The organism is Pseudomonas kermanshahensis (genome assembly GCF_014269205.2).
GTDB classification, from domain to species: Bacteria; Pseudomonadota; Gammaproteobacteria; order Pseudomonadales; family Pseudomonadaceae; genus Aquipseudomonas; species Aquipseudomonas kermanshahensis.
The window spans coordinates 4,976,868-4,998,380 of record NZ_JABWRY020000001.1 but is presented as its reverse complement, the minus strand read 5'-3'; the positions used below and the strand labels follow the sequence as shown (position 1 = coordinate 4,998,380).

The 21,513-nt window shown below is 61.7% G+C and carries 17 protein-coding genes and 1 other RNA gene; 9 read left to right on the top strand and 9 right to left on the bottom strand.

Features of this window, described 5'->3' with window-relative positions; genetic code table 11:
• Window positions 1-441 precede the first annotated feature (441 nt).
• The 3 genes from HU764_RS22405 to HU764_RS22395 all read right to left on the bottom strand — a co-directional run bounded on the left by HU764_RS22405 (window position 442) and on the right by HU764_RS22395 (window position 2,660).
• Window positions 442-1,698, bottom strand: a complete 1,257-nt coding sequence (locus HU764_RS22405; protein ID WP_186702328.1) for an integrase domain-containing protein — start codon at window positions 1,696-1,698, stop codon at window positions 442-444.
• A gap of 188 nt (window positions 1,699-1,886) precedes the next feature.
• Window positions 1,887-2,278: a transfer-messenger RNA gene (gene ssrA / locus HU764_RS22400) on the bottom strand.
• Window positions 2,279-2,375: 97 nt separating this feature from the next.
• Complete coding sequence (locus HU764_RS22395; protein ID WP_085274245.1) at window positions 2,376-2,660, bottom strand: hypothetical protein; 285 nt, start codon at window positions 2,658-2,660, stop codon at window positions 2,376-2,378.
• Window positions 2,661-3,081: 421 nt separating this feature from the next.
• Between HU764_RS22395 and HU764_RS22390 the strand changes: the two genes are divergently transcribed.
• Window positions 3,082-3,330, top strand: a complete 249-nt coding sequence (locus tag HU764_RS22390) for a hypothetical protein (RefSeq protein ID WP_085274244.1) — start codon at window positions 3,082-3,084, stop codon at window positions 3,328-3,330.
• Window positions 3,331-3,756: 426 nt separating this feature from the next.
• Here the strand turns inward: HU764_RS22390 and HU764_RS22385 are convergent, their stop codons facing one another.
• From HU764_RS22385 to HU764_RS22375, 3 genes are all read right to left on the bottom strand, one after another.
• Window positions 3,757-6,567, bottom strand: coding sequence for an FAD-binding and (Fe-S)-binding domain-containing protein (locus HU764_RS22385; RefSeq protein ID WP_186702319.1), 2,811 nt, complete (start codon window positions 6,565-6,567; stop codon window positions 3,757-3,759).
• 77 nt (window positions 6,568-6,644) lie between these two features.
• Window positions 6,645-7,790 carry an FMN-dependent L-lactate dehydrogenase LldD gene (lldD, locus tag HU764_RS22380; RefSeq protein ID WP_027595047.1) on the bottom strand — a complete coding sequence of 382 codons (1,146 nt, stop codon included), beginning with the start codon at window positions 7,788-7,790 and terminating at the stop codon, window positions 6,645-6,647.
• 63 nt (window positions 7,791-7,853) lie between these two features.
• Window positions 7,854-9,524, bottom strand: a complete 1,671-nt coding sequence (locus HU764_RS22375; RefSeq protein WP_027595046.1) for a lactate permease LctP family transporter — start codon at window positions 9,522-9,524, stop codon at window positions 7,854-7,856.
• 254 nt (window positions 9,525-9,778) lie between these two features.
• Here HU764_RS22375 and HU764_RS22370 point away from each other — a divergent pair, with 254 nt between their 5' ends.
• Window positions 9,779-10,546 (top strand): FCD domain-containing protein, encoded by a 768-nt coding sequence (locus HU764_RS22370; RefSeq protein ID WP_099455351.1) that lies wholly within the window; start codon window positions 9,779-9,781, stop codon window positions 10,544-10,546.
• Window positions 10,547-11,001: 455 nt separating this feature from the next.
• Here the strand turns inward: HU764_RS22370 and smpB are convergent, their stop codons facing one another.
• Window positions 11,002-11,484, bottom strand: coding sequence for an SsrA-binding protein SmpB (gene smpB / locus HU764_RS22365; RefSeq protein WP_012312633.1), 483 nt, complete (start codon window positions 11,482-11,484; stop codon window positions 11,002-11,004).
• 163 nt (window positions 11,485-11,647) lie between these two features.
• Here smpB and HU764_RS22360 point away from each other — a divergent pair, with 163 nt between their 5' ends.
• Window positions 11,648-12,082, top strand: a complete 435-nt coding sequence (locus HU764_RS22360) for a type II toxin-antitoxin system RatA family toxin (protein ID WP_186702317.1) — start codon at window positions 11,648-11,650, stop codon at window positions 12,080-12,082.
• Between the two features lie 57 nt (window positions 12,083-12,139).
• Here the strand turns inward: HU764_RS22360 and bamE are convergent, their stop codons facing one another.
• On the bottom strand, window positions 12,140-12,673 hold the full coding sequence (gene bamE, locus HU764_RS22355) for an outer membrane protein assembly factor BamE domain-containing protein (protein ID WP_027595043.1): 534 nt from the start codon (window positions 12,671-12,673) through the stop codon (window positions 12,140-12,142).
• A 97-nt stretch (window positions 12,674-12,770) separates the two neighbouring features.
• On the opposite strand from bamE, the gene fur reads away from it, so the two are divergent.
• Complete coding sequence (gene fur, locus HU764_RS22350) at window positions 12,771-13,175, top strand: ferric iron uptake transcriptional regulator (protein ID WP_027595042.1); 405 nt, start codon at window positions 12,771-12,773, stop codon at window positions 13,173-13,175.
• 254 nt (window positions 13,176-13,429) lie between these two features.
• Here fur and recN read toward each other — a convergent pair whose 3' ends face one another.
• On the bottom strand, window positions 13,430-15,103 hold the full coding sequence (gene recN, locus HU764_RS22345; protein ID WP_099455350.1) for a DNA repair protein RecN: 1,674 nt from the start codon (window positions 15,101-15,103) through the stop codon (window positions 13,430-13,432).
• 193 nt (window positions 15,104-15,296) lie between these two features.
• Between recN and grpE the strand changes: the two genes are divergently transcribed.
• From grpE to carA, 5 genes are all read left to right on the top strand, one after another.
• Complete coding sequence (gene grpE / locus HU764_RS22340; protein WP_099455349.1) at window positions 15,297-15,851, top strand: nucleotide exchange factor GrpE; 555 nt, start codon at window positions 15,297-15,299, stop codon at window positions 15,849-15,851.
• Between the two features lie 101 nt (window positions 15,852-15,952).
• On the top strand, window positions 15,953-17,878 hold the full coding sequence (gene dnaK, locus HU764_RS22335; RefSeq protein WP_085274240.1) for a molecular chaperone DnaK: 1,926 nt from the start codon (window positions 15,953-15,955) through the stop codon (window positions 17,876-17,878).
• A 197-nt stretch (window positions 17,879-18,075) separates the two neighbouring features.
• Window positions 18,076-19,206: a molecular chaperone DnaJ gene (dnaJ, locus tag HU764_RS22330; protein WP_027595038.1), complete on the top strand. Its 1,131-nt coding sequence runs from the start codon at window positions 18,076-18,078 to the stop codon at window positions 19,204-19,206.
• A gap of 13 nt (window positions 19,207-19,219) precedes the next feature.
• A complete protein-coding gene (gene dapB, locus HU764_RS22325; protein ID WP_027595037.1) occupies window positions 19,220-20,023 on the top strand; it encodes a 4-hydroxy-tetrahydrodipicolinate reductase in 804 nt (267 codons plus the stop codon).
• 323 nt (window positions 20,024-20,346) lie between these two features.
• A complete protein-coding gene (carA, locus tag HU764_RS22320) occupies window positions 20,347-21,483 on the top strand; it encodes a glutamine-hydrolyzing carbamoyl-phosphate synthase small subunit (RefSeq protein ID WP_027595036.1) in 1,137 nt (378 codons plus the stop codon).
• Window positions 21,484-21,513: the final 30 nt, after the last annotated feature.

Here is a 21,513-nt window from a genome sequence, read left to right as displayed (position 1 = left end):
GAGGTACGGTGTATCTGGCGCACGAGCGCTAAATGTGTAAGAGCATCCATCACATGGGTAGTGACCGGGCGAGCTACCGGATGCGAATCGCCCTTGGGGAGAACCACCGCGAGAGCGGCGTGACCTTGAAGGCTCGGGTCACCTGGGGTGCTGTCATCGACAGCGCTTGCACGGCCAGTTCTACGCCTGCGGATGAACGCGGTCAAGGGCCGATGCTCAGCGCTCTTGGGAACGTGAAAAGCGATTATCCATCGGTGGAATTCCGTGGTAAACCCCGGACAACGTCTTAGCTTTTAGCTCTTCAAAGTGAGGTCCATCCAAACAGGGCGGCTTTGCAGCCCTGTTTGGATGGACCCGTGCTGAAAAGCGGGAAACGAGACTGCTTTCCCTGAATCTTGAGCGCTCAGTTGCTGTCGCCGCCGTTATTGCGCCTTTACAGCGCTAGCGGATCGGCACCACGTTCTTGTCTCTGACTTGGCCATATGCTGAGGCAAGCAGGCTGCCGGTGGCGGCCTTCTGGATGTACTCACTCCACCAAGCCATCATCGGCCGTCGTCGCTCGATGTAGTCGGCTCGGTTGTAGGCACTGCGCACCTCATCCTTGTCGACGTGCGCCAACGCCACTTCGATGAGCTCCGGGTCCCACCCATGTTCATTTAATATGGTGCTGGCCATCGAGCGCATGCCGTGGCTGACCAAGCGGTCCTGAAAGCCCATGCGTTTCAATGCCATGTTGGCGGTCTGGCTATTGGCATGAGTACGAGGGTTTCGGTCTGCCGGGAAGACGTATTCCCGATGACCACTGTGAGACTTCAGTATCTCCAGCAATGACATGGCTTGATCGCTCAACGGGATGCTGTGCGGGCGACGCTTCTTCATCCGCTCTGGCGGGATGGTCCAGACACGCCTTTCAAAATCGATGTCTGTCCAACGAGTAGTCGCCGCCTCGGCTGGGCGAGTCATGGTGTGCAACTGCCATTCGATCAGGCAGCGGGTCGTGCGCTTGATACTGGCGTTCGCTATTTCCAGCATGAGTTCAGGAAGCTCCTCGGGTGGTAGCGCCGCCATGTTTTCTTTCTTCGGTTTCTTGAATACCGCCCGAATCCCGCTAAGCGGGTTCGCGAAAATCATTCCCGAATTGACCCCGTAGGTCATGATCTCGTTGAGGCGCTGGCTAAGCCGCTTCACCGTTTCCAAGCTGCCTTTGGCTTCGATAGGGCGCAGGATTTTTATCACCATCGGTGCGCTGACTTCTGAGATCGGAGTCGATTTCATGCTCGGAAAAACGTGCAGCGTGAGTGAGCGCCAGATGTCCTCGGCATAGGCCGGCGTGACCGAGTCCTTTTTCAGCTCGAACCAGGCGCTAGCTACTTTCTCGAACGTATGTTCCGTCTCGGCTAGCTTTGCCTGTGCGAGATCATTGCGCTGAGCTTTGGGGTCGATCCCCTGCGCAAGTACTTCCCTAGCCTCAACCGCTTTCCGCCGAGCTTGCGCCAGAGAGACCTCGGGGTAGGAGCCGAGCGCCATGTTAATTCGATTCTTGGTGATCGGATGCCTGTAGTTGAAATTCCACTGCATCGAGCGGTTGACCCGGACTCGGAGCTGGAGGCCGTCGCCATCCGTGAGGACGTAGTCCTTGTCTCTGGGCTTGACCGCCTTGAGCTGGCGGTCGGAGAGGCGAGCTGTTTGAGCGCACATGGGAGAAGCTCCATGACACCTTTTGGTATTCCCAAGATTAGCCCCAGGTAGGCTGGAATACCACCGGGAATACCGGGATGGCTGGAACTCAAAAAACCGTTGTGGCCCTCAAAAGAGCGGTAAACCCTTGATTTCACTGACTTCCAGGCACAAAAAAAGACGTCCGTGGACGTCTTTGTTTGATCATTTGGTGGAGCCGGGGGGATTTGAACCCCCGTCCGCCAGTACTCCGCTGTCGGTACTACATGCTTAGCCGTGTCTACTGATTTAATCCGCAGCCGCCCGACGGGCAGGGTGCTTTGGATGAGTTGGGTAAGTTTTAGTCGCTTTGCCCCCAACGTGCTACACGACGATCCTGTTCTGTATGACAATCATTTCGGGTTTACAGGCATCCCCTGATGATTGCTGGAGCCGAAGCTACCAGGAGAGCGGGCTCAGCTGCTTACGCAGCGAGAGCGTAACCCTCGTAGTTTTCGTCATTGGCAACTATAGAAAGTTGCAACAGTGGATTTACGAGTTCTGTTACCAACTCGGCATGCACCTAGAGTTTCGCTACCGGCGTCGAATCCTAATCGGCCCCACACTAGCTCTAGCTAACGCACCTTACGGCACGTGAGGCGAGTATACGCCATTGCGCGGGCGACGTCGACAACTGGTCCGGTCGCCCGCACCAGGGGTCACGAACCGCTGCCGCCGCTGCCTTTTTCGGTTTTTTCCAGGCGCTCCAGCACTTTGCTGGTGATGGCGATGCATTCTTTGGTGTCGCCCGAGGCCTGCGCGGCCTTGGCTTTGTCGACGTGCTCGGTCAGGGCTTTGTCCAGGCCTTCGGAGGTGGCGCCGGCGGTGGCCATGCTGTCATCGATCTTTTGCAGGTTGGTGGTGCAGAGGTCGTCGGCGGCAAACACCGGCGATGCCAACAAGGTGGCGGCCGCGAACAGGGCCGATAGCGCGGTACCTTTCATGGGTGTCTCCTTCTAAGGCCTCTGGAAGGTGGGCCTGTTAAGTGGACTGCGCAGATTTGGCGTGGGTTCAATCGGGATGCTGGCAGGGCGATATGATGCGGCTGTAGGGGGATTCTGAACTTGAAACTAAATGCTTCGTGGTGGATGGGTTTGGGAATTATCCTACTGGCGCTGCAGCGGTTTCTCTGTTGTCGATGATGGGCGTTGGGGCTAGTTTCCCTGGGTCGCTGAGGTTTGGCGACCGGGTGTGAGAGCCCGTTCCATTCAAGAGATTTACCGTCATGGTAGCTGTGCGCGGGCAGGCCTTGTGCCTGGCCGGTTTTCCTCCTTGTTTGGCCGGTCTCTCACCCCGCGTACAGCTGCCACCTATTCCTGTGAGAGGGAATGGGTGGGGCCTGATGCAATCAAACGAGAGAGAAATATGAAGAAGATTGTTCCTGATCCACCCAGCCAAACGTCGCCACGTCCGTTCTATACCATCGACAACAAGGTCCCTTCACCGGAGGCGTTGCTGTACGCCATTCAGCTGATGCGCGGGATTGAAGACACGTTGGACGAATACATTTGCGGCAATGCCGGTGAGCCGGGTATCGGCATGCTGGTGAATTCGGTGCATAACGTGCAGATGAGTAGGGCGTTGGCTGAGCTGGTGTTGGCGCGCGAGCCGTGATGTTAGTCAGTTGAGGCCAGTGGGGTCGCTGTGCGACCCATCGCAGGCAAGCCAGCTCCTACAGGGGGGTGTGCAGCTTTCGAGGGCAGTGTTAGCTCTGAGGTAGGAGTGGGTGAGCAGGGCATTTTTGGCGCCTGTGCGATCGAGCGCCGCCCGCGCGGCGCATCGCGAGCAACGCTCGCTCCTACGTCTGTTTCGGGCCAGTCACGCCTGTGCCTGCGCGCGCGATCGCCTCGTTTGTTCGACGCGATATCGCGCCATGCACCAAAGGCGGGTCGCGCGCATATGCCCCAGGAATAATTGGCCCGAAACAAACGTAGGAGCGAGCGTTGCTCGCGATGCGCCGCGCGGGCGGCGCTCGATCTCGCAGGCGCTGAAAACGCCTTGGCGAACACACCACACACCACCACTAGCCGATGCCAGGCCTTAGATAACACGCGGGCGGGTGACGCGGTCTACCAGGTAGACCAGGCCGTGATAGTCGATGCCGCTGTGGCTCGACAACCCGATTTCGCAGGTGCGGCTGGTGGAAATGCCTTCGCTGCAATACTGCACCGCATCCTTCAGGCTGCGCAGCGCGTGGGCATTGAGCTCTGGCGTGGTGAAGCCTTTGTCACCGGCAAACCCGCAGCAGTGAATACCTTCCGGGATCACCACCTGGTTGCTGCAACGCCGCGCCAGGTCGATCAGCGCTTGGCTTTCGCCTAGGTGCTGGGTGCTGCAGGTCACGTGCACGGCCACCGGCTCGTCCTGGGGGGTGAACTCCAATTTGTCCAGCAGGTGGGTGCGGATGAAGCGCACGGGGTCGTACAGGTCCAGGCGGGTGTCGCCCAGGTCTTGCACCAGGCGCAGGGTGCACGGGCTGGTGTCGCAGTAGATCGGGTCGAGGCCGCCGCGGCTGGCGTGCAGCAGGGCGTTGATCAGTTCCTGGCGCTTGTGCTCGGCCTGCTCTGGGTAACCTTTGGAGGCGAAGGGTTGGCCGCAGCAGAGGCTGTCGGCATTGTCGGGGAACACGACTTGGTAACCGGCTTTTTCCAGCAGGGCGCGGGTTTTGTCCAGCAGCGAGCTTTGTTCGCGGTCGGCATAGGCGGGGCCCATCACGCGCGAGACGCAGGCGGCCAGGTACACGACGCGGGGGCGGGCGTCGTTGCTCGCTGGGCCGAAGTCGATGGCGCGCAGCGGCTGGGGCATGGCGGGCGTCCATTGGGGCAGCCGGCCGTTGCTGGCGTTGCTCAGCGATGCGGTCAGGCGGCTTAGGCGTGGGGCGCCGAGCAGCTTGCGGGCGGTATTGGCGGCGGTGAGGGTGAGGCGGGCGCCACTCAAGGCCGTGTGGAAATGGTCGGCCAGCCAGTCGGCGGTTTTTTCGTGCTCGGCGGCCTGGCTGCGCAGCTTCTTCACCAGCTCGCCGGTGTTGATGCCGACCGGGCAGCGCTGGGCGCACAAGCCGGTGGCGGCGCAGGTGTCGAGGCCTTGGTATTGGTAAGTCTTGAGCAGTTCGCGTGTATCGACGCCGGCGCGTTTCTTGGCCTGGATATCACGCCACATGACGATGCGCTGGCGTGGGCTGAGGGTCAGGCCTTTGGACGGGCACACGGGTTCGCAGAAGCCGCACTCGATGCACTTGTCGACGATTTCGTCGGCAGCCGGCAGCGGCTTGAGGTTTTTCAGGTGGATGTCTGGATCGGTGCTCAACACTACGTCGGGGTTGAGGATGCCGTTGGGGTCGAGCAGGCGTTTGAGTGCCCACATCAACTGGTAGGCGTCATGGCCCCACTCCAGTTCCACGAACGGCGCCATGTTGCGCCCGGTGCCGTGCTCGGCCTTCAGCGAGCCACCGAACTCCACGGCCACCAGCTGTGCGACGTCGTCCATGAAGGCTTGGTAACGCGCGACTTCTTCGGCGCTGTTGAAGCCCTGGGTGAAGACGAAGTGCAGGTTGCCCTCAAGGGCATGGCCGAAAATGATCGCCTCGTCATAGTGGTGCTTGTCGAACAGCTGAATCAGGCGGTTGACGCCCTCGGCCAGTTGCTCGACGGGGAAGGTGACGTCTTCGATGATCACTGTGGTGCCGGTCTGGCGCACGGCGCCGACGGCGGGGAAGGTGTCTTTGCGGATTTTCCACAGCTGGTTGTACACCGCTGGGTCTTCGCTGAACTCGACCTTTTGCTCCAGGGGGTAGTCGGCAATCGATGCCATTACGTGGTGCAGTTGTTCGTGCAGCAGCGTCTGGCTGGCGGCGCGGGATTCGATCAGCAGCGCGCAGGCATTGTCTGACAGGCCTTTTACCCACAGGGGCATGCCGGGCATGTTTTGCACCGAGCGCAGGCTGCGGCGGTCGAGCAGTTCGACGGCGGAAACGGGCTGGCGCTTGAGCACGGTTACCGCGCGGCAGCAGCTCTCGACGCTGGGGAACACCAGCAAGGCGCTGGCCTTGTGCGGGTGGTCAGGCACGGTGTCGTAGGTGACGGCACTGATGAAGCCCAGCGTGCCTTCAGACCCAACCAGCAAGTGCTGCAGGATATCGAGTGGCTGGTCGTAGTCCACCAGCGCATTGAGCGACAGGCCGGTGGTGTTCTTCAGCCGGTACTTGTGGCGGATGCGGTCTGCCAGTTCGGTGTTGGCGCGGGTTTCGCGGCCCAGGCGGGCCAGGGCTTCCAGCAGGTCGGCATGGCTGTGCTCGAAGGCCGCGACGCTGGCCGGGTCTTCGCTGTCCAGGCGGGTGCCGTCGGCCAGTACCAAGCGCAGGCCCGCGAGGGTGTGATAGGTATTTTGCGCAGTGCCGCAGCACATGCCGCTGGCGTTGTTGGCGACGATGCCGCCGATTTTGCAGGCGTTGATCGAGGCGGGGTCTGGGCCAATCTTGCGGCCATAGGGGGCCAGCCAGGCGTTGGCCTGGGCGCCGATGACGCCGGGCTGCAGGCGGATCTGCTCACCCTGGCCGCGGATCTCGCGGCCGTTCCAATTGTCGCCGAGCACAATCAGTACCGAGTCGCTGATGGCCTGCCCAGACAGGCTGGTGCCGGCGGCGCGGAAGGTCACCGGCACGCGCTCGCGCTGGGCCAGCTGCAGCAGGCCGACCACTTCGTCTTCAGACTCGACGCGCACCACCAGCTTGGGGATCAGCCGATAGAAGCTGGCATCGGTGCCAAAGGCCAGGGTGGAGGTCGGGTCATCGAAACGGCGTTCGGCAGGTATCAGGCGCTCGACATCACGCAGGAACGCAGCGGGCAGGCTCATGCAATCTCCTCGCGGGGCCACGGCGTCTGGTGCGCCGCGTGCCCCGGTCAATCAGGCGGTGTTTCGTGGGGGCGCGTTCAGGCGCCCAGTTCGCGGACCAGCGAGTCGCGGGTGATCTCGCTGATCGACTTGGCACCGGTCAGCACCATGGCCACGCGCATTTCTTTCTCGAACAGTTCGAGCAGGTTCTTCACCCCGGCTTCGCCATGCACGGCGAGGGCCCAGAGGAAGGCGCGGCCGATCAGCACGGTGTCGGCGCCCATGGCGATCATGCGCACCACGTCGAGGCCGCTGCGGATGCCGGAGTCGGCGAGGATCTTCAGGTCGCCTTTCACCGCGTCGGCAATTGCCGGCAGGGCGCGGGCGCTGGACAACACGCCGTCGAGCTGGCGGCCGCCGTGGTTGGACACGACGATGCCGTCGGCACCGAACTTGACCGCGTCGCGAGCATCGTCGGCATCCAGGATGCCCTTGATGATCATCGGGCCTTCCCAGAAGTCGCGGATCCACTCCAGGTCTTTCCAGGAGATCGACGGGTCGAAGTTGTTGCCCAGCCAGCCGATGTAGTCGGCCAGGCCCGTGGGGTTGCCACGGTATTTGGAGATGTTGCCGAGGTCGTGCGGGCGGCCCATCACGCCGACGTCCCACGCCCATTCAGGGTGGGTCATGGCTTGCAGCACGCGGCGCATCGGCCCGTTTTTGCCGCTCATGCCGGAGTGGGCGTCGCGGTAGCGGGCGCCGGGTACGGGCATATCGACGGTGAACACCAGGGTCTTGACCCCGGCCGCCTTGGCCCGCTCCAGCGCATTGCGCATGAAGCCGCGGTCCTTGAGCACGTACAGCTGGAACCACATCGGCCGGTTGATGGCCGGGGCGACTTCCTCGATCGGGCACACCGATACCGTCGACATGGTGAACGGAATGCCGTGGGCCGCGGCGGCGCGCGCGGCCTGGACTTCGCCACGGCGGGCGTACATGCCGGTCAGGCCGACCGGGGCCAGGGCCACGGGCATGCTCAGGGTTTCGTCGAACAGCTGGGTTTCCAGGCTGAGCTCGGACATGTTCTTCAACACGCGCTGGCGCAGGGCGATGCTGGCCAGGTCCGAGACGTTGTGGCGCAACGTGTGCTCGGCGTAGGCGCCGCCGTCGGCGTAGTGGAAGAGGAAGGGGGGCAGCTTGCGTTGGGCCGCGGCGCGATAGTCGGTAGAGGCGGAAATGATCATGGATTCTCGCAGCGTTGCTTGAGGGGAATGCCGGGCGCAGCGTGGCGCCCGGCCCCTTTCACTTTAGTGATGAACCAGCATGCCGGTCAGCCAGTAAGCCTGGATCAGGGTGATCAGGCCCACGATGGTGGCGAAGAACAGGCTGTGCTTGACGGTGAAGCGGAACAGGTCCGATTCCTTGCCCACCAGGCCGGTGGCGGCGCAGGCCACGGCGATGGATTGTGGCGAGATCATCTTGCCGGTCACGCCGCCGCTGGTGTTGGCGGCCACCAGCAGGGTGTCGTTGACCCCGATCTGGTGTGCGGTGGTGGCTTGCAGCGAGCTGAACAGGGCGTTGGACGAGGTGTCCGAGCCTGTCAGGAACACGCCCAGCCAGCCGAGGAACGGCGAGAAGAACGGGAACGCGGCGCCGGTACCGGCCAGGACCAGGGCCATGGTCGAGGACATGCCCGAGTAGTTGGTGACGAAGGCGAAGGCCAGCACCATGCCGATCGACAGGATGGGCCAGCGCAGTTCCCAGAACGTCTCTTTGAAAGTGGTCAGACCAGTTTTGAAGTTGATCTTGAGCACCGCCATGGAGATCAGCGCCGAGAGGAAGATCGCGGTGCCGGTGGCGGAGATCGGGTCGAGCTTGAACACCGCTGGCATGGCGGTCGGCGCGGCCACGATCGGCGCGGTCTTGATCACCAGTTGGTCAAGGTGCGGGATGGCGAAGTTGAACACGAAGTTGTACATCGCACCGCCTGGCGCGAATGCGGCCTTGAATGGCTTCAAAGTCCAGATGGTGACCAGCACGGTGAGGATCAGGAACGGCGACCAGGCCTTGAAGATCTCGCCGAAGCTGTAAGGGCTTGGCTGGCTGCCGCCGGATTGCACGACGGCGGCGCCGACGCTGCCTTTGGCTTGTGCGAACGAACGCTTGGGCTGCCAGACTTTGAGGAACAGGGTCAGGCAGATCAGGCTGGCCAGGGCCGAGGTGATGTCCGGCAGCTCTGGGCCGATGAAGTTCGAGGTGAAGTACTGGGTAACGGCGAAGCTCAGGCCGGCGACCAGGGCGGCGGGCCAGGTTTCTTTCACGCCGCGCAGGCCGTCCATCATGAACACCAGCCAGAACGGCACGAACAGCGACAGCAGCGGCAGTTGGCGGCCGGTCATGGCGCCAATGTGGAAGGCGTCGATGCCGGTGACCTGGCCGGCCACGATGATCGGGATGCCCAGCGCGCCGAACGCGACCGGCGCGGTGTTGGCGATCAGGCACAGGCCGGCGGCGTACAGCGGGTTGAAGCCCAGGCCCACCAGCAGTGCGGCAGTGATGGCCACCGGGGCGCCGAAGCCGGCCGCGCCTTCGAGGAAGGCACCGAAGCAGAAACCGATCAGCAGCACTTGCAGGCGCTGGTCGTCGGTGATCGACAGCACCGAGCTGCGGATCACTTCAAACTGGCCGCTCTTGACCGTGAGTTTGTACAGGAACACCGCGGCAACGATGATCCAGGCAATCGGCCAGAGGCCGTAGAGGAAGCCATAACCCGCGGCGGCGAAGGCCATGTCGACAGGCATCTGGAAGGCGAAGATCGCCACCAGGATCGACAGCGCGAGGGTGATGCTGCCGGCGACGTGGCCTTTGAGGCGGAACACGGCGAGGGCGAGGAAGAAGAACACGATAGGGATGACCGCCGCCAGCGCGGACAGGCCAAGACTACCAAGCGGGCTATAGAGTTGTTGCCAGGTTTGCATATGGGGTGGCCCCTAATTGTTGTTGGTCAGCACTGGCATTGGATAATTGGTAAGACCAATTTACAATGTCTGGGCGCTAGGTTAAAAGCGCTGTCGTGGGTGTGTCAATTTGTCCGACACAAAACTTTGGTCGCGTGCCGATGAGCGGGCGTCTGATGGCCTTGGAAAAACCCAGGGTGATGGGTGTGTGCGCGGCGCGGATCGGCGAGAATAGGGCCCCCTGAAATTTGCCGGGGGTTTGTGGAGAGCATGTGATGGTTTTTGATCAGGTCCGCCAACGGCGCCTGTCCGACGACATCGTCGATCGGTTGGAAGGGATGATTCTCGAAGGCACGCTGACCTCGGGCCAGCGCTTGCCGGCAGAGCGCGTTCTGGCCGAACAGTTCGGTGTGTCGCGCCCGTCACTGCGTGAGGCGATTCAGAAGCTGGTGGCCAAGGGGCTGCTGATCAGCCGCCAGGGCGGTGGCAACTTTGTTGCTGAATCGCTGGGGTCGACGTTCAGCGACCCGCTGTTGCAGCTGCTTGAGCACAGCCCTGAAGCGCAGCGCGACCTGCTCGAATTTCGCCATACCCTTGAGGCGTCCTGCGCGTATTACGCGGCCCAGCGCGCCACCGAGCCTGACCGTGCACGGCTGAAAGAGGCTTTTGACACGCTGCAGGACTGCTACACCCGCGTTGACGAAGTGACCCGGGCAGAGGAGGGCGCCGCTGACGCGCGCTTCCACCTGGCGATAGCCGAGGCCAGCCATAACGCGGTCTTGCTGCATACCATCCGCGGTTTGTTCGACCTGCTAAAGCGGAACGTGGTGACCAATATCGGTGGCATGTACCAGCAGCGGACTGAAACGCGGGACATGCTGATCAGTCAGCACCGGGAGCTGTACCTGGCGATTGTCGAGGGCAGGGCGGAGGATGCGCGGGAGGTTTCCAGCCGGCACATTTTGTATGTGCAGGAGGTGCTGGAGGAGGCGCACGAAGAGGCCCAGCGCGTGGCGCGGGCGGAGCGGCGCAGCGGGCGCTGAGGTTTGCGTTTGCAGCACGGGCCTCTTCGCGGGGCAAGCCCGCTCCCACAGGGTTAGCGTTGGGGCTATCACTGTGGGAACAGCTGTTTTCTGTCGCCTGTTCGGGCCTCTTCGCGGGGCAAGCCCGCTCCCACAGGGTTAGCGCTGGGGCTATCACTGTGGGAACAGCTGTTTTCTGTCGCCTGTTCGGGCCTCTTCGCGGGGCAAGCCCGCTCCCACAGGATTAGCGTTGGGGCTATCACTGTGGGAACAGCTGTTTTCTGTCGCCTGTTCGGGCCTCTTCGCGGGGCAAGCTGCTCCCACAGGGTTAGCGCTGGGGCTATCCCTGTGGGAACAACTGTCTTCTATCGCCTGTTCCGGCCTCTTCGCGGGCAAGCCCGCTCTCACAGGTTATGTGCAGAACCCTGTGGGAGCGGGCTTGCCCCGCGAAGAGGCCGGAACAGGCTAAAGAAGATCTAGTCTTCCTTGCCCTTGTTACGCACGGCACGCTGCAGCTCGCGGTTGGAATCGCGTTCGCGCACGGTATCGCGCTTGTCGAACTCCTTCTTGCCCTTGCCAAGCGCGATCTCGCACTTGATCAGGTGCTTGCTCCAGTACAGCGCCAAGGCCACACAGGTGTAGCCTTTCTGCGCCACGGCCGCTTCCACCCGCTCGAGCTCGCGCTTGTTCAGCAGCAGCTTGCGTGAGCGGATAGGGTCGGCGATGACGTGGGTGCTGGCCGTGGTCAGCGGGGTGATGTGGCTGCCGAACAGCCAGGCTTCGCCATCCTTGAGCAGCACGTAGCTGTCGGTCAGGTGCGCCTTGCCGGCCCGCAGGCTCTTTACTTCCCAACCGGACAGGACCAGCCCGGCCTCGAACTTGTGTTCGATGAAGTAATCGTGTCGCGCTTTCTTGTTTTGCGCGATGGTCCCGGTCGGATGTTTCTTTTGTTTAGCCATAGGGGCGGCATTATAGGCAACTCGATGCGTGGTCGGCTATGGGATTTCGGTGTGCTTGAGCCACCGCAATGAATACCGGACAATACAGGCCCTGTCGTAGGTACAGAACCTGCTTTTGGCACGCTGCGAAGCGCCGCCACCCAGCCTTGGAAGTGACGCCTGGATGACTACCCATATTCAACGCTCCGCCCTGCTACCGTATCCCGCCCAGGCGCTTTACGATCTGGTCAATGACGTGGCCAGCTACCCGGAATTTCTGCCGTGGTGCTCGGCATCGACGGTCATCGAGGCCAGTGACACGCACATGCGCGCTAAGCTGGAGGTTGCCAAAGGTGGCATGAGCCAGCATTTCGTCACGCGCAATGTGCTGGTGCCTGGGCAGTCCATCGAAATGAACCTGGAAGAGGGGCCGTTCTCCCAGCTGCACGGTGTGTGGGTGTTCAAGCCGCTGGGCGAGAAGGCCTGCAAGATCAGCCTGGACTTGTCCTTCGATTATGCCGGGCCGTTGGTGCGGGCGACATTGGGGCCGCTGTTCAACCAGGCCGCCAATACCTTGGTAGATGCCTTCTGCCAGCGCGCCAAGCAGCTCAATAGCTGAGCAGTGGCGCACAAAAAAGCCCGGGCCAAGGCCCGGGCTTTTTTATGACCGCCGCGCTTACTGCGGGGAGGTTTCCAGCGGTGCCGGCGTCGGGACCGGAGTGGTCTCGATGGTGTCGATCTCGCGCTGGATGGATTCTTCCACCGAACCGGGTTTGGCCGGTTTCTCTTCAGGCTGCGGCGTGGCCTGCTCTGGCTGGGTCGCCGGGCTGACCGTGGTGTCGCTGCTGCCACCAAGGATTTCCTGGTCGCGGCTCACACCTGGCATGAAGTCGCCAGACAGGCTGACCAACTGGTCGCTTTCGTTGAAGAAAATGCTCATGCGCTCTTGCTGGCGTTTTCCGCCACCAGGCTGCAGGCTGTACAGGTAGTCCCAACGGTTGGTATTGAACGTGTCCTGAATCAGGGGGTTGCCCATGATAAACCTTACTTGCCGTCGGGTCATTCCCGGGCGTAATTGGTCTATCATGTCCTGCGTGACGACATTGCCCTGCTGGATGTCGATTTTGTAAACCCCGGGAAACGAGCAACCGGCGAGTGCGAGCAGTCCCACTAGGGTGAGGCTGGTTAGCAAGAGCTTGGTGTTTTGCATCGGTGGGCGACTTCCACTATCTTGGCTGGACAACGTAAACCCCGATCATACCCGTATTAAGAGAAGCTGCGAAGCAGCATCGGCGAGAAAGCTGACCATGGTTGAAAATAGCGAATTACGCAAAGCCGGTCTCAAGGTTACCCTGCCTCGAGTAAAGATCCTTCAGATGCTCGATTCTACCGAGCAGCGTCACATGAGTGCCGAGGATGTCTACAAGGCCTTGATGGAAGCTGGTGAGGACGTCGGCCTGGCCACCGTCTACCGCGTGCTGACCCAGTTCGAAGCGGCGGGTCTGGTGGTTCGCCACAACTTCGACGGCGGTCATGCGGTCTTCGAACTGGCGGATGGCGGTCACCACGACCACATGGTCAACGTGGAGAACGGTGAAGTCATCGAGTTCATGGATGCTGAAATCGAGCGGCGTCAGCGCGAGATCGTGGCCGAGCATGGCTACGAGCTGGTGGACCACAACCTGGTCCTCTATGTGCGTAAGAAAAAGTAACGATTTCGATCGTTATAAATAGCAAAGGCGACCTTCGGGTCGCCTTTGTGCTTTTGGGGTAGGAGCAGCCTTGTGCTGCGAGGAGGCCGGTGAAAACACAGTAGGACTGTGCCGCTGCCACCGGCCTCTTCGCAGCACAAGGCTGCTCCTACAGGTAAGCGTAGGCCAGTTATTAAGCAGGTAATGCATAGGTCAGTCATTAAGCAGGTGAGGTGTAGGCCAGTCCATTAAGCAGTTAATGCATAGGCCAGTCACTAAGCCTTGCCGCTGACTACCATCTTGCGTGCATGTGCCAGGGATTCCTTGGTCAGGTCGATGCCGCCCAGCATGCGCGCCACTTCCTCGACCCGTTCGCGTTTACCCAGGCTGGCCACCGCCGTGTGGGTGGTGTCGCTGTGGCGCACCTTGTGCACGAACAGGTGGTGATGCCCTTGTGCCGCGACCTGTGGCAGGTGAGTCACGGTCAGTACTTGGCCGCGGTCACCCAGCCGGCGCAGCAGTTGGCCGACGATCTCGGCGGTGGGGCCGCCGATGCCGACGTCGACTTCGTCGAACACCAGGGTGGGGATGCGCGAGGTCTGTGCAGTGATCACCTGGATCGCCAGGCTGATGCGTGACAGCTCGCCGCCCGACGCGACCTTGGCCAGGCCTTTGAGTGGCTGGCCGGGGTTGGCACTCACCAACAGTTCGATTTGCTCAAGGCCGTGGGGCGACAGGTCGTTGCCTTCGTTGGGGGTAAGCTCGATGCAGAAGCGCCCACCCGGCATACCCAGGCGTTGGACTTCTTGCTCGACCGCGACCGCCAACTGTTGCGCGGCCTGCTGGCGCAAGGCGCTCAGCTCGCGAGCCCGCTCTTTATAGTGCTGGGCATAGGCGGCCAGCTCTTCGCCCAGGCGTTCGATCGATTCGTCGCTGGCGTTCAAGCCTTCCAGCTCTTCCATCAAGCGCTGCTGCAGATGCGGCAGTTCGGTGGGGTGCACGCGGTGTTTGCGGGCCAGGGTGTAGATCGTGTCGAGGCGCTCTTCCAAGGCCTGCAGGCGCATGGGGTCGGCGTCGAAGTGATCCAGGAAGCGGTTGAGCTCGCCCACGGCTTCTTCGACCTGAATCTGCGCGCTGGCAATCAGGTTGGCGGCTTCGCCCAGTGCCTTGGGTGAGTTGGTGGCGGCGCCCAGCCGATTGAGGCTGGAGGTGAGGGCGCTGAGCACGTTGCCCGAGTCGCTCTCGCTGCACTGGTCGATGACCTGGCGGCAGATGCCGAACAGGGCTTCGGCGTTGGTCAGGTTTTTGTGTTCCTGCTCCAACTGCACCAGCTCGTTTTCGCCCAGGCCGAGGTTGTCCAGCTCCTCGAGCTGATAGCTCAGCAGTTGGTGGCGGGCGCGTTGCTCGTCACCGGAATTGGACAGGCGCTCCAGTTCCAGGCGGGTCTGGTTCCAGCGCTTGGCGGCCAATTGCACCTGGCGGGCCAGGTCGATGGCGCCGGCGTACTCGTCCAGCAGGCGCCGATGGGTGTCGGTTTTGAGCAGCGACTGGTGCTCGTGCTGGCTGTGGATGTCGATCAGCAGTTCGCCAAGCGATTTGAGGTCGCTGAGCGGGCAAGGCGTGCCATTGATGTAGCCACGGCTGCGGCCTTCGGCGGTGATCACCCGGCGCAGGATGCACGGGCCGTCGTTGTCCAGGTCACGCTCGGCCAACCAGGTGCGGGCTTCGGGGATGTCTGCCAGGTCAAAGGTGGCGAGGATGTCCGCCTTGTCTGCACCGGGGCGCACCACGCCGCTGTCTGCGCGGTCGCCGAGGGCCAGGCCGAGGGCGTCGAGCATGATCGATTTGCCTGCGCCGGTCTCGCCGGTGATGACGGACATGCCGCGGGCAAGCTCGAGGTCGAGGTGTTCGACGATGGCGTAGTTGTGAATGGACAGGTGCACCAGCATGGGGGCGGCTCCCGAAGGTTCAGGTCTGGTTATTTATACAGTACTTTTTTCCACCCTGACAATGCCCGCTCACAGATTCTCATGTGGCCCGGAAAACCACGCTGCCCCTTGAAGCTGGTTTTTCCGGCCCCATATAGCCGACAACAAAGGCGAGCCTGGCTCGTAATCCAGAAATTTGCGCAGGAGAGACCCAATGGCTGACGAACAGCTGAATGAGAAAGACCTTAACGTCGAAGAAACCGGTGCAGATGCTGTCGGCGCCCGTGTTCTGGAGCTCGAGGAACAGCTGGCCGCCGCCAAGGATCAGTCGCTGCGCGCTGTTGCCGATTTGCAGAACGTGCGCCGTCGCGCTGAGCAGGATGTCGAGAAGGCCCACAAGTTCGCCCTGGAGAAGTTCTCCAGCGACCTGCTGCCGGTGATCGACAGCCTGGAACTGGCCCTGGCCCACTCCAGCGCCGACGACGAACACGTCAAGCAGATCCGCGAAGGCGTCGAGCTGACCTTGAAGATGTTCCAGGACACCCTCAAGCGCTACAACCTCGAAGCTGTCGACCCGCACGGCCAGCCGTTCAACCCTGAACACCATCAGGCCATGGCCATGCAGGAAAACGGCGAAGTAGAGCCGAACAGCGTGTTGAACGTGTTCCAGAAAGGCTACCTGCTCAACGGCCGCCTGCTGCGCCCCGCCATGGTGGTGGTCAGCAAGGCGCCAAGCGCAGCTCAGCCTTCGATCAATGAACAGGCTTGAAATCCGCCGGGGCAACCCCATCTAGGTGTCAAGCCTTCAAGTATTACCGCAGTTGGCCAAAGTAGTCGCTGCTACCAAATTCAAGTTTCGGGAGATTTAACATGGGTAAAATCATCGGTATCGACCTGGGGACCACCAACTCGTGCGTCTCCATCCTGGAAAACGGTAACGTCAAAGTCATCGAAAACGCCGAGGGTGCGCGTACTACCCCTTCGATCGTGGCGTACGCCAACGATGGCGAAATCCTGGTGGGTCAGTCGGCCAAGCGCCAGGCTGTCACCAACCCGCACAACACCCTGTTCGCAGTGAAGCGCCTGATTGGCCGCCGCTTCGAAGAGGATGTCGTGCAAAAAGACATTCAGCTGGTTCCGTACAAGATCGCCAAGGCCGACAACGGTGACGCCTGGGTTGAAGTTAACGGCCAGAAAATGGCACCGCCGCAAATCAGCGCCGAAGTGCTGAAGAAAATGAAGAAGACCGCCGAAGACTACCTCGGCGAGCCTGTCACCGAAGCGGTCATCACCGTTCCGGCCTACTTCAACGACAGCCAGCGCCAGGCTACCAAAGACGCCGGCCGCATCGCCGGTCTGGACGTCAAGCGCATCATCAACGAGCCGACCGCTGCTGCACTGGCGTACGGCATGGACAAGGCCAAGGGCGACCACACTGTCATCGTTTATGACCTGGGTGGCGGTACCTTCGACGTTTCGGTCATCGAAATCGCCGAAGTCGACGGTGAGCACCAGTTCGAAGTACTGGCGACCAACGGTGACACCTTCCTGGGTGGCGAAGACTTCGACATGCTGCTGATCGACTACCTGGTCGAAGAGTTCAAGAAAGAGTCCGGCATGAACCTGAAGGGCGACCCTCTGGCCATGCAGCGTCTGAAAGAAGCCGCGGAAAAGGCTAAGATCGAGCTGTCTTCCGCTCAGTCGACCGACGTCAACCTGCCGTACATCACTGCAGACGCCACCGGTCCTAAGCACCTGAACGTGAAGATCTCCCGCGCCAAGCTGGAGTCGCTGGTAGAAGGGCTGGTGCAGCGCACCATCGAGCCTTGCCGCATCGCGCTGAAAGACGCTGGCATCGAAGCTAGCAAGATCGACGACGTGATCCTGGTCGGTGGCCAGACCCGTATGCCGCTGGTACAGAAAACCGTTGCCGACTTCTTCGGCAAGGAAGCTCGCAAGGACGTCAACCCGGACGAAGCCGTCGCCATGGGCGCCGCTATCCAGGGTGCCGTTCTGGCCGGTGACGTCAAAGACGTTCTGCTGCTGGACGTCAGCCCGCTGACCCTGGGTATCGAAACCATGGGTGGCGTGATGACCGCGCTGATCGAGAAAAACACCACCATCCCGACCAAGAAGTCGCAGGTGTTCTCGACTGCCGACGACAACCAGGGCGCAGTGACCATTCACGTGCTGCAGGGTGAGCGTAAGCAAGCTTCGCAGAACAAGTCGCTGGGCAAGTTCGACCTGGCTGACATCCCGCCAGCACCGCGTGGTGTTCCGCAGATCGAAGTGACCTTCGACATCGACGCCAACGGCATCCTGCACGTCGGCGCGAAAGACAAGGCCACCGGCAAGACCCAGTCGATCGTGATCAAGGCCAACTCCGGCCTGTCCGACGAAGAAATCGAGAAAATGGTGCGTGATGCCGAGGCTAACGCCGAGGAAGACCGCAAGTTCGAAGAGCTGGCCGGTGCCCGTAACCAGGGTGACGCGCTGGTTCACTCGACCCGCAAGATGGTTGCAGATGCAGGTGACAAGGTTACCGCTGAAGAAAAAACTGCCATCGAAGCTGCAGTCGTTGCCCTGGAAGCCGCTGTAAAAGGCGACGACAAGGCCGCGATCGATGCCAAGGTCGAAGAGCTGTCCAAGGTGTCGGCACCGGTTGCTCAGAAGATGTACGCCGAGCAGTCGGCCGAACAGCCTCAGGGCGGCGCGCAGCAGGCCGAGCCGGAAGCCAAGCACGATGACGTGGTTGACGCCGAGTTCGAAGAAGTAAAAGGCGACGACAAGAAGTAATCGTTGCATGTTGTCGGCCAGCTCACCGGCGGTTGTCGGTGAGCTGGTAGGATGTCGCCGCGCGGGGGCTTGCTCCCGCGTTGGCGTATCTGGAATTCGAGAATTTTTACAGCATCTGTCAGGGCCATTCGTGGTGTTTGGGCAGGTGCTGATGGCGCGGCGCAGATGCCGAACGCCCAACAAGGTGCAAATGACCTATGTCCAAGCGTGATTATTATGAGGTTCTGGGTGTCGAGCGCGGCGCCAGTGAAGCTGACCTGAAAAAGGCCTATCGCCGCCTGGCGATGAAGTTCCACCCGGACCGCAACCCAGGCGACAAAGAGTCGGAAGACAAGTTCAAGGAGGCCAACGAGGCCTACGAAGTGCTGTCTGACGCCAGCAAGCGCGCGGCGTTCGACCAGTACGGCCACGCCGGCGTCGACCCAAGCATGGGCGGCGGTGGTGCAGGCTTCGGCGGCGCCAACTTCTCCGACATCTTTGGTGATGTGTTCAGTGACTTCTTCGGTGGTGGCGGCGGCCGCGGCGGTGGTCGTGGTGGTGCCCAGCGTGGCAGCGACCTGCGCTACACCCTGGAGCTGAACCTGGAGGAAGCAGTGCGTGGCACCACGGTCAGTATCCGTGTGCCGACGCTGGTCAATTGCACGCCTTGCGACGGTTCTGGCGCGAAGAAGGGCTCGACCCCGTCGACCTGCCCGACGTGCGGCGGTATTGGCCAAGTGCGTATGCAGCAAGGCTTCTTCTCGGTGCAGCAGACCTGCCCGCGTTGCCATGGCCAGGGCAAGATCATTACCGACCCTTGCAATTCGTGCCATGGCGAAGGCCGTGTCGAGGAATACAAGACGCTGTCGGTCAAGGTGCCTGCAGGTGTCGATACCGGCGACCGCATTCGCCTGTCGGGCGAAGGCGAGGCCGGTACCCACGGTGGCCCGACTGGCGACCTGTACGTGGTGATCAATGTGCGTGAGCACGAGATCTTCCAGCGTGATGGCAAGCACCTGTACTGCGAAGTGCCGATCAGCTATACCGATGCAGCGCTGGGTGGCGAGCTGGAAGTGCCAACCCTCGATGGCCGCGTGAAGCTGAAGATTCCGGAAGGTACCCAGACCGGCAAGCAGTTCCGCTTGCGTGGCAAGGGTGTTGCGCCGGTGCGCGGTGGCGGTGCCGGTGACCTGCTGTGCCGTGTGGCGGTGGAAACCCCGGTCAACCTCAGCCGTCGTCAGCGCGAGCTGCTCGAAGAGCTGCGTGATTCGCTGGAAGGCGACAGCTCCCATTCGCCTAAGGCCAGTGGCTGGTTCGACGGTGTAAAGCGCTTCTTCGGCGATCTCTGACAAGGAAATAGCGATGCGACGTATTGCAGTGATGGGTGCAGCAGGGCGGATGGGCAAAACCCTCATCGAGGCCGTGCAGCAAACGCCAGGAGCCGGGTTGACGGCGGCGATCGATCGCCCTGACAGCTCGCTGGTCGGGGCTGATGCAGGTGAGCTGGCGGCCCTCGGTCGGATCGGCGTGCTGCTGTCCGATGACCTGGCCAAGGTTGCCGACGAATTCGATGTGCTGATCGACTTCACCCACCCTTCGGTAACCCTGAAAAACCTGGCCTTCTGCCGCAAGCACGGCAAGGCGATGATCATCGGCACCACCGGTTTCAGCGTCGAAGAGAAGCAATTGCTCGCTGACGCGGGCAAGGAAATCCCGATCGTGTTCGCTGCCAACTTCAGTGTGGGCGTCAACCTCAGCCTCAAGCTGCTGGACATGGCGGCGCGGGTGCTGGGTGATGATGTCGACATCGAGATCATCGAAGCGCACCACCGTCACAAGGTCGATGCGCCGTCGGGTACTGCGCTGCGCATGGGCGAAGTGGTTGCCAATGCGTTGGGCCGTAACCTGCAGGAAGTGGCGGTGTATGGCCGTGAAGGCCAGACCGGCGCGCGTGATCGCAAGACCATCGGCTTCGCCACCGTGCGTGCCGGTGATGTGGTGGGTGACCACACCGTGCTGTTCGCTGCTGAAGGCGAGCGCCTGGAGATCACCCACAAAGCGTCGAGCCGCATGACGTTCGCCAAGGGCGCGGTACGTGCCGCGCTGTGGCTGGACGGGCGCGAGCCGGGCCTGTACGACATGCAGGACGTTCTGGGGCTGCACTGATCCTTGCTGTGTTGCTGATGGCCCAATCGCCGGCAAGCCGGCTCCCACAGGGGAGTGCAAGCCTTCGGGTTGGTGCTGACTGGTGGGAGCCGGCTTGCCGGCGATGGGGTGCAAGGCACCCCCTGTCGCAATCATGTGTTTTAGAGGCACATATACGGTAGACCCAAAAAGCACTTTTCTGTAAGCTACAGCTTTAGTGTGTCCACTAAAAGCGCGCAGCGAATTGAATTCAGCACATGAAAGCGGGGTGACGTGTCCATACGTCACTCCGCTTTTTTGCAACCTGCGATCGCCCTTTCATGCTTGATTTACGGGAGGTCTTCTTGACAAAGCCAGCCATACTCGCCCTTGCCGACGGCAGTATTTTTCGCGGTGAAGCCATCGGTGCCGACGGTCAGACCGTTGGTGAGGTGGTGTTCAACACCGCTATGACCGGCTACCAGGAAATCCTTACAGACCCTTCCTACGCCCAGCAAATCGTTACCCTGACCTATCCGCACATCGGCAACACCGGTACTACCCCGGAAGACGCCGAGTCGAACCGTGTCTGGTCTGCCGGCCTGGTCATCCGTGACCTGCCGCTGCTGGCCAGCAACTGGCGTAACACCCAGTCGCTGCCGGACTACCTCAAGGCCAACAACGTCGTCGCCATCGCTGGCATCGACACCCGTCGCCTGACCCGTATCCTGCGTGAAAAGGGCGCTCAGAACGGTTGCATCCTCGCCGGTGACAACATCAGCGAAGAAGCCGCCATCGCCGCCGCCCGCGGCTTCCCAGGCCTCAAGGGCATGGACTTGGCCAAGGTCGTCTCCACCAAAGAGCGCTACGAGTGGCGCTCCAGCGTGTGGGAACTGAAAACCGACAGCCACCCAACCATCGAAGCTTCCGAGCTGCCGTACCACGTGGTCGCCTTCGACTACGGCGTCAAGCTGAACATCCTGCGCATGCTGGTGGCCCGTGGCTGCCGCGTGACCGTGGTGCCTGCCCAGACCCCGGCCAGCGAAGTACTCGCGCTCAACCCCGATGGCGTGTTCCTGTCCAACGGCCCTGGCGATCCGGAGCCTTGCGACTACGCGATTCAGGCAATCAAGGAAATCCTTGAAACCGAGATCCCGGTGTTCGGCATCTGCCTCGGCCACCAGCTGCTGGCCCTGGCCTCCGGCGCCAAGACCGTCAAGATGGGCCACGGCCACCACGGTGCCAACCACCCGGTCCAGGACCTGGACACCGGCGTGGTCATGATCACCAGCCAGAACCACGGTTTCGCCGTCGACGAAGCCACCCTGCCGGGCAACGTCCGCGCCATCCACAAGTCGCTGTTCGACGGTACCCTGCAGGGCATCGAGCGCACCGACAAGAGCGCGTTCAGCTTCCAGGGCCACCCTGAAGCGAGCCCAGGCCCGACAGACGTCGCGCCACTGTTCGATCGTTTCACCGATGCCATGGCCAAGCGCCGCTGAGCATCCTGCATCAAGGCCCCGGGCCGGCTT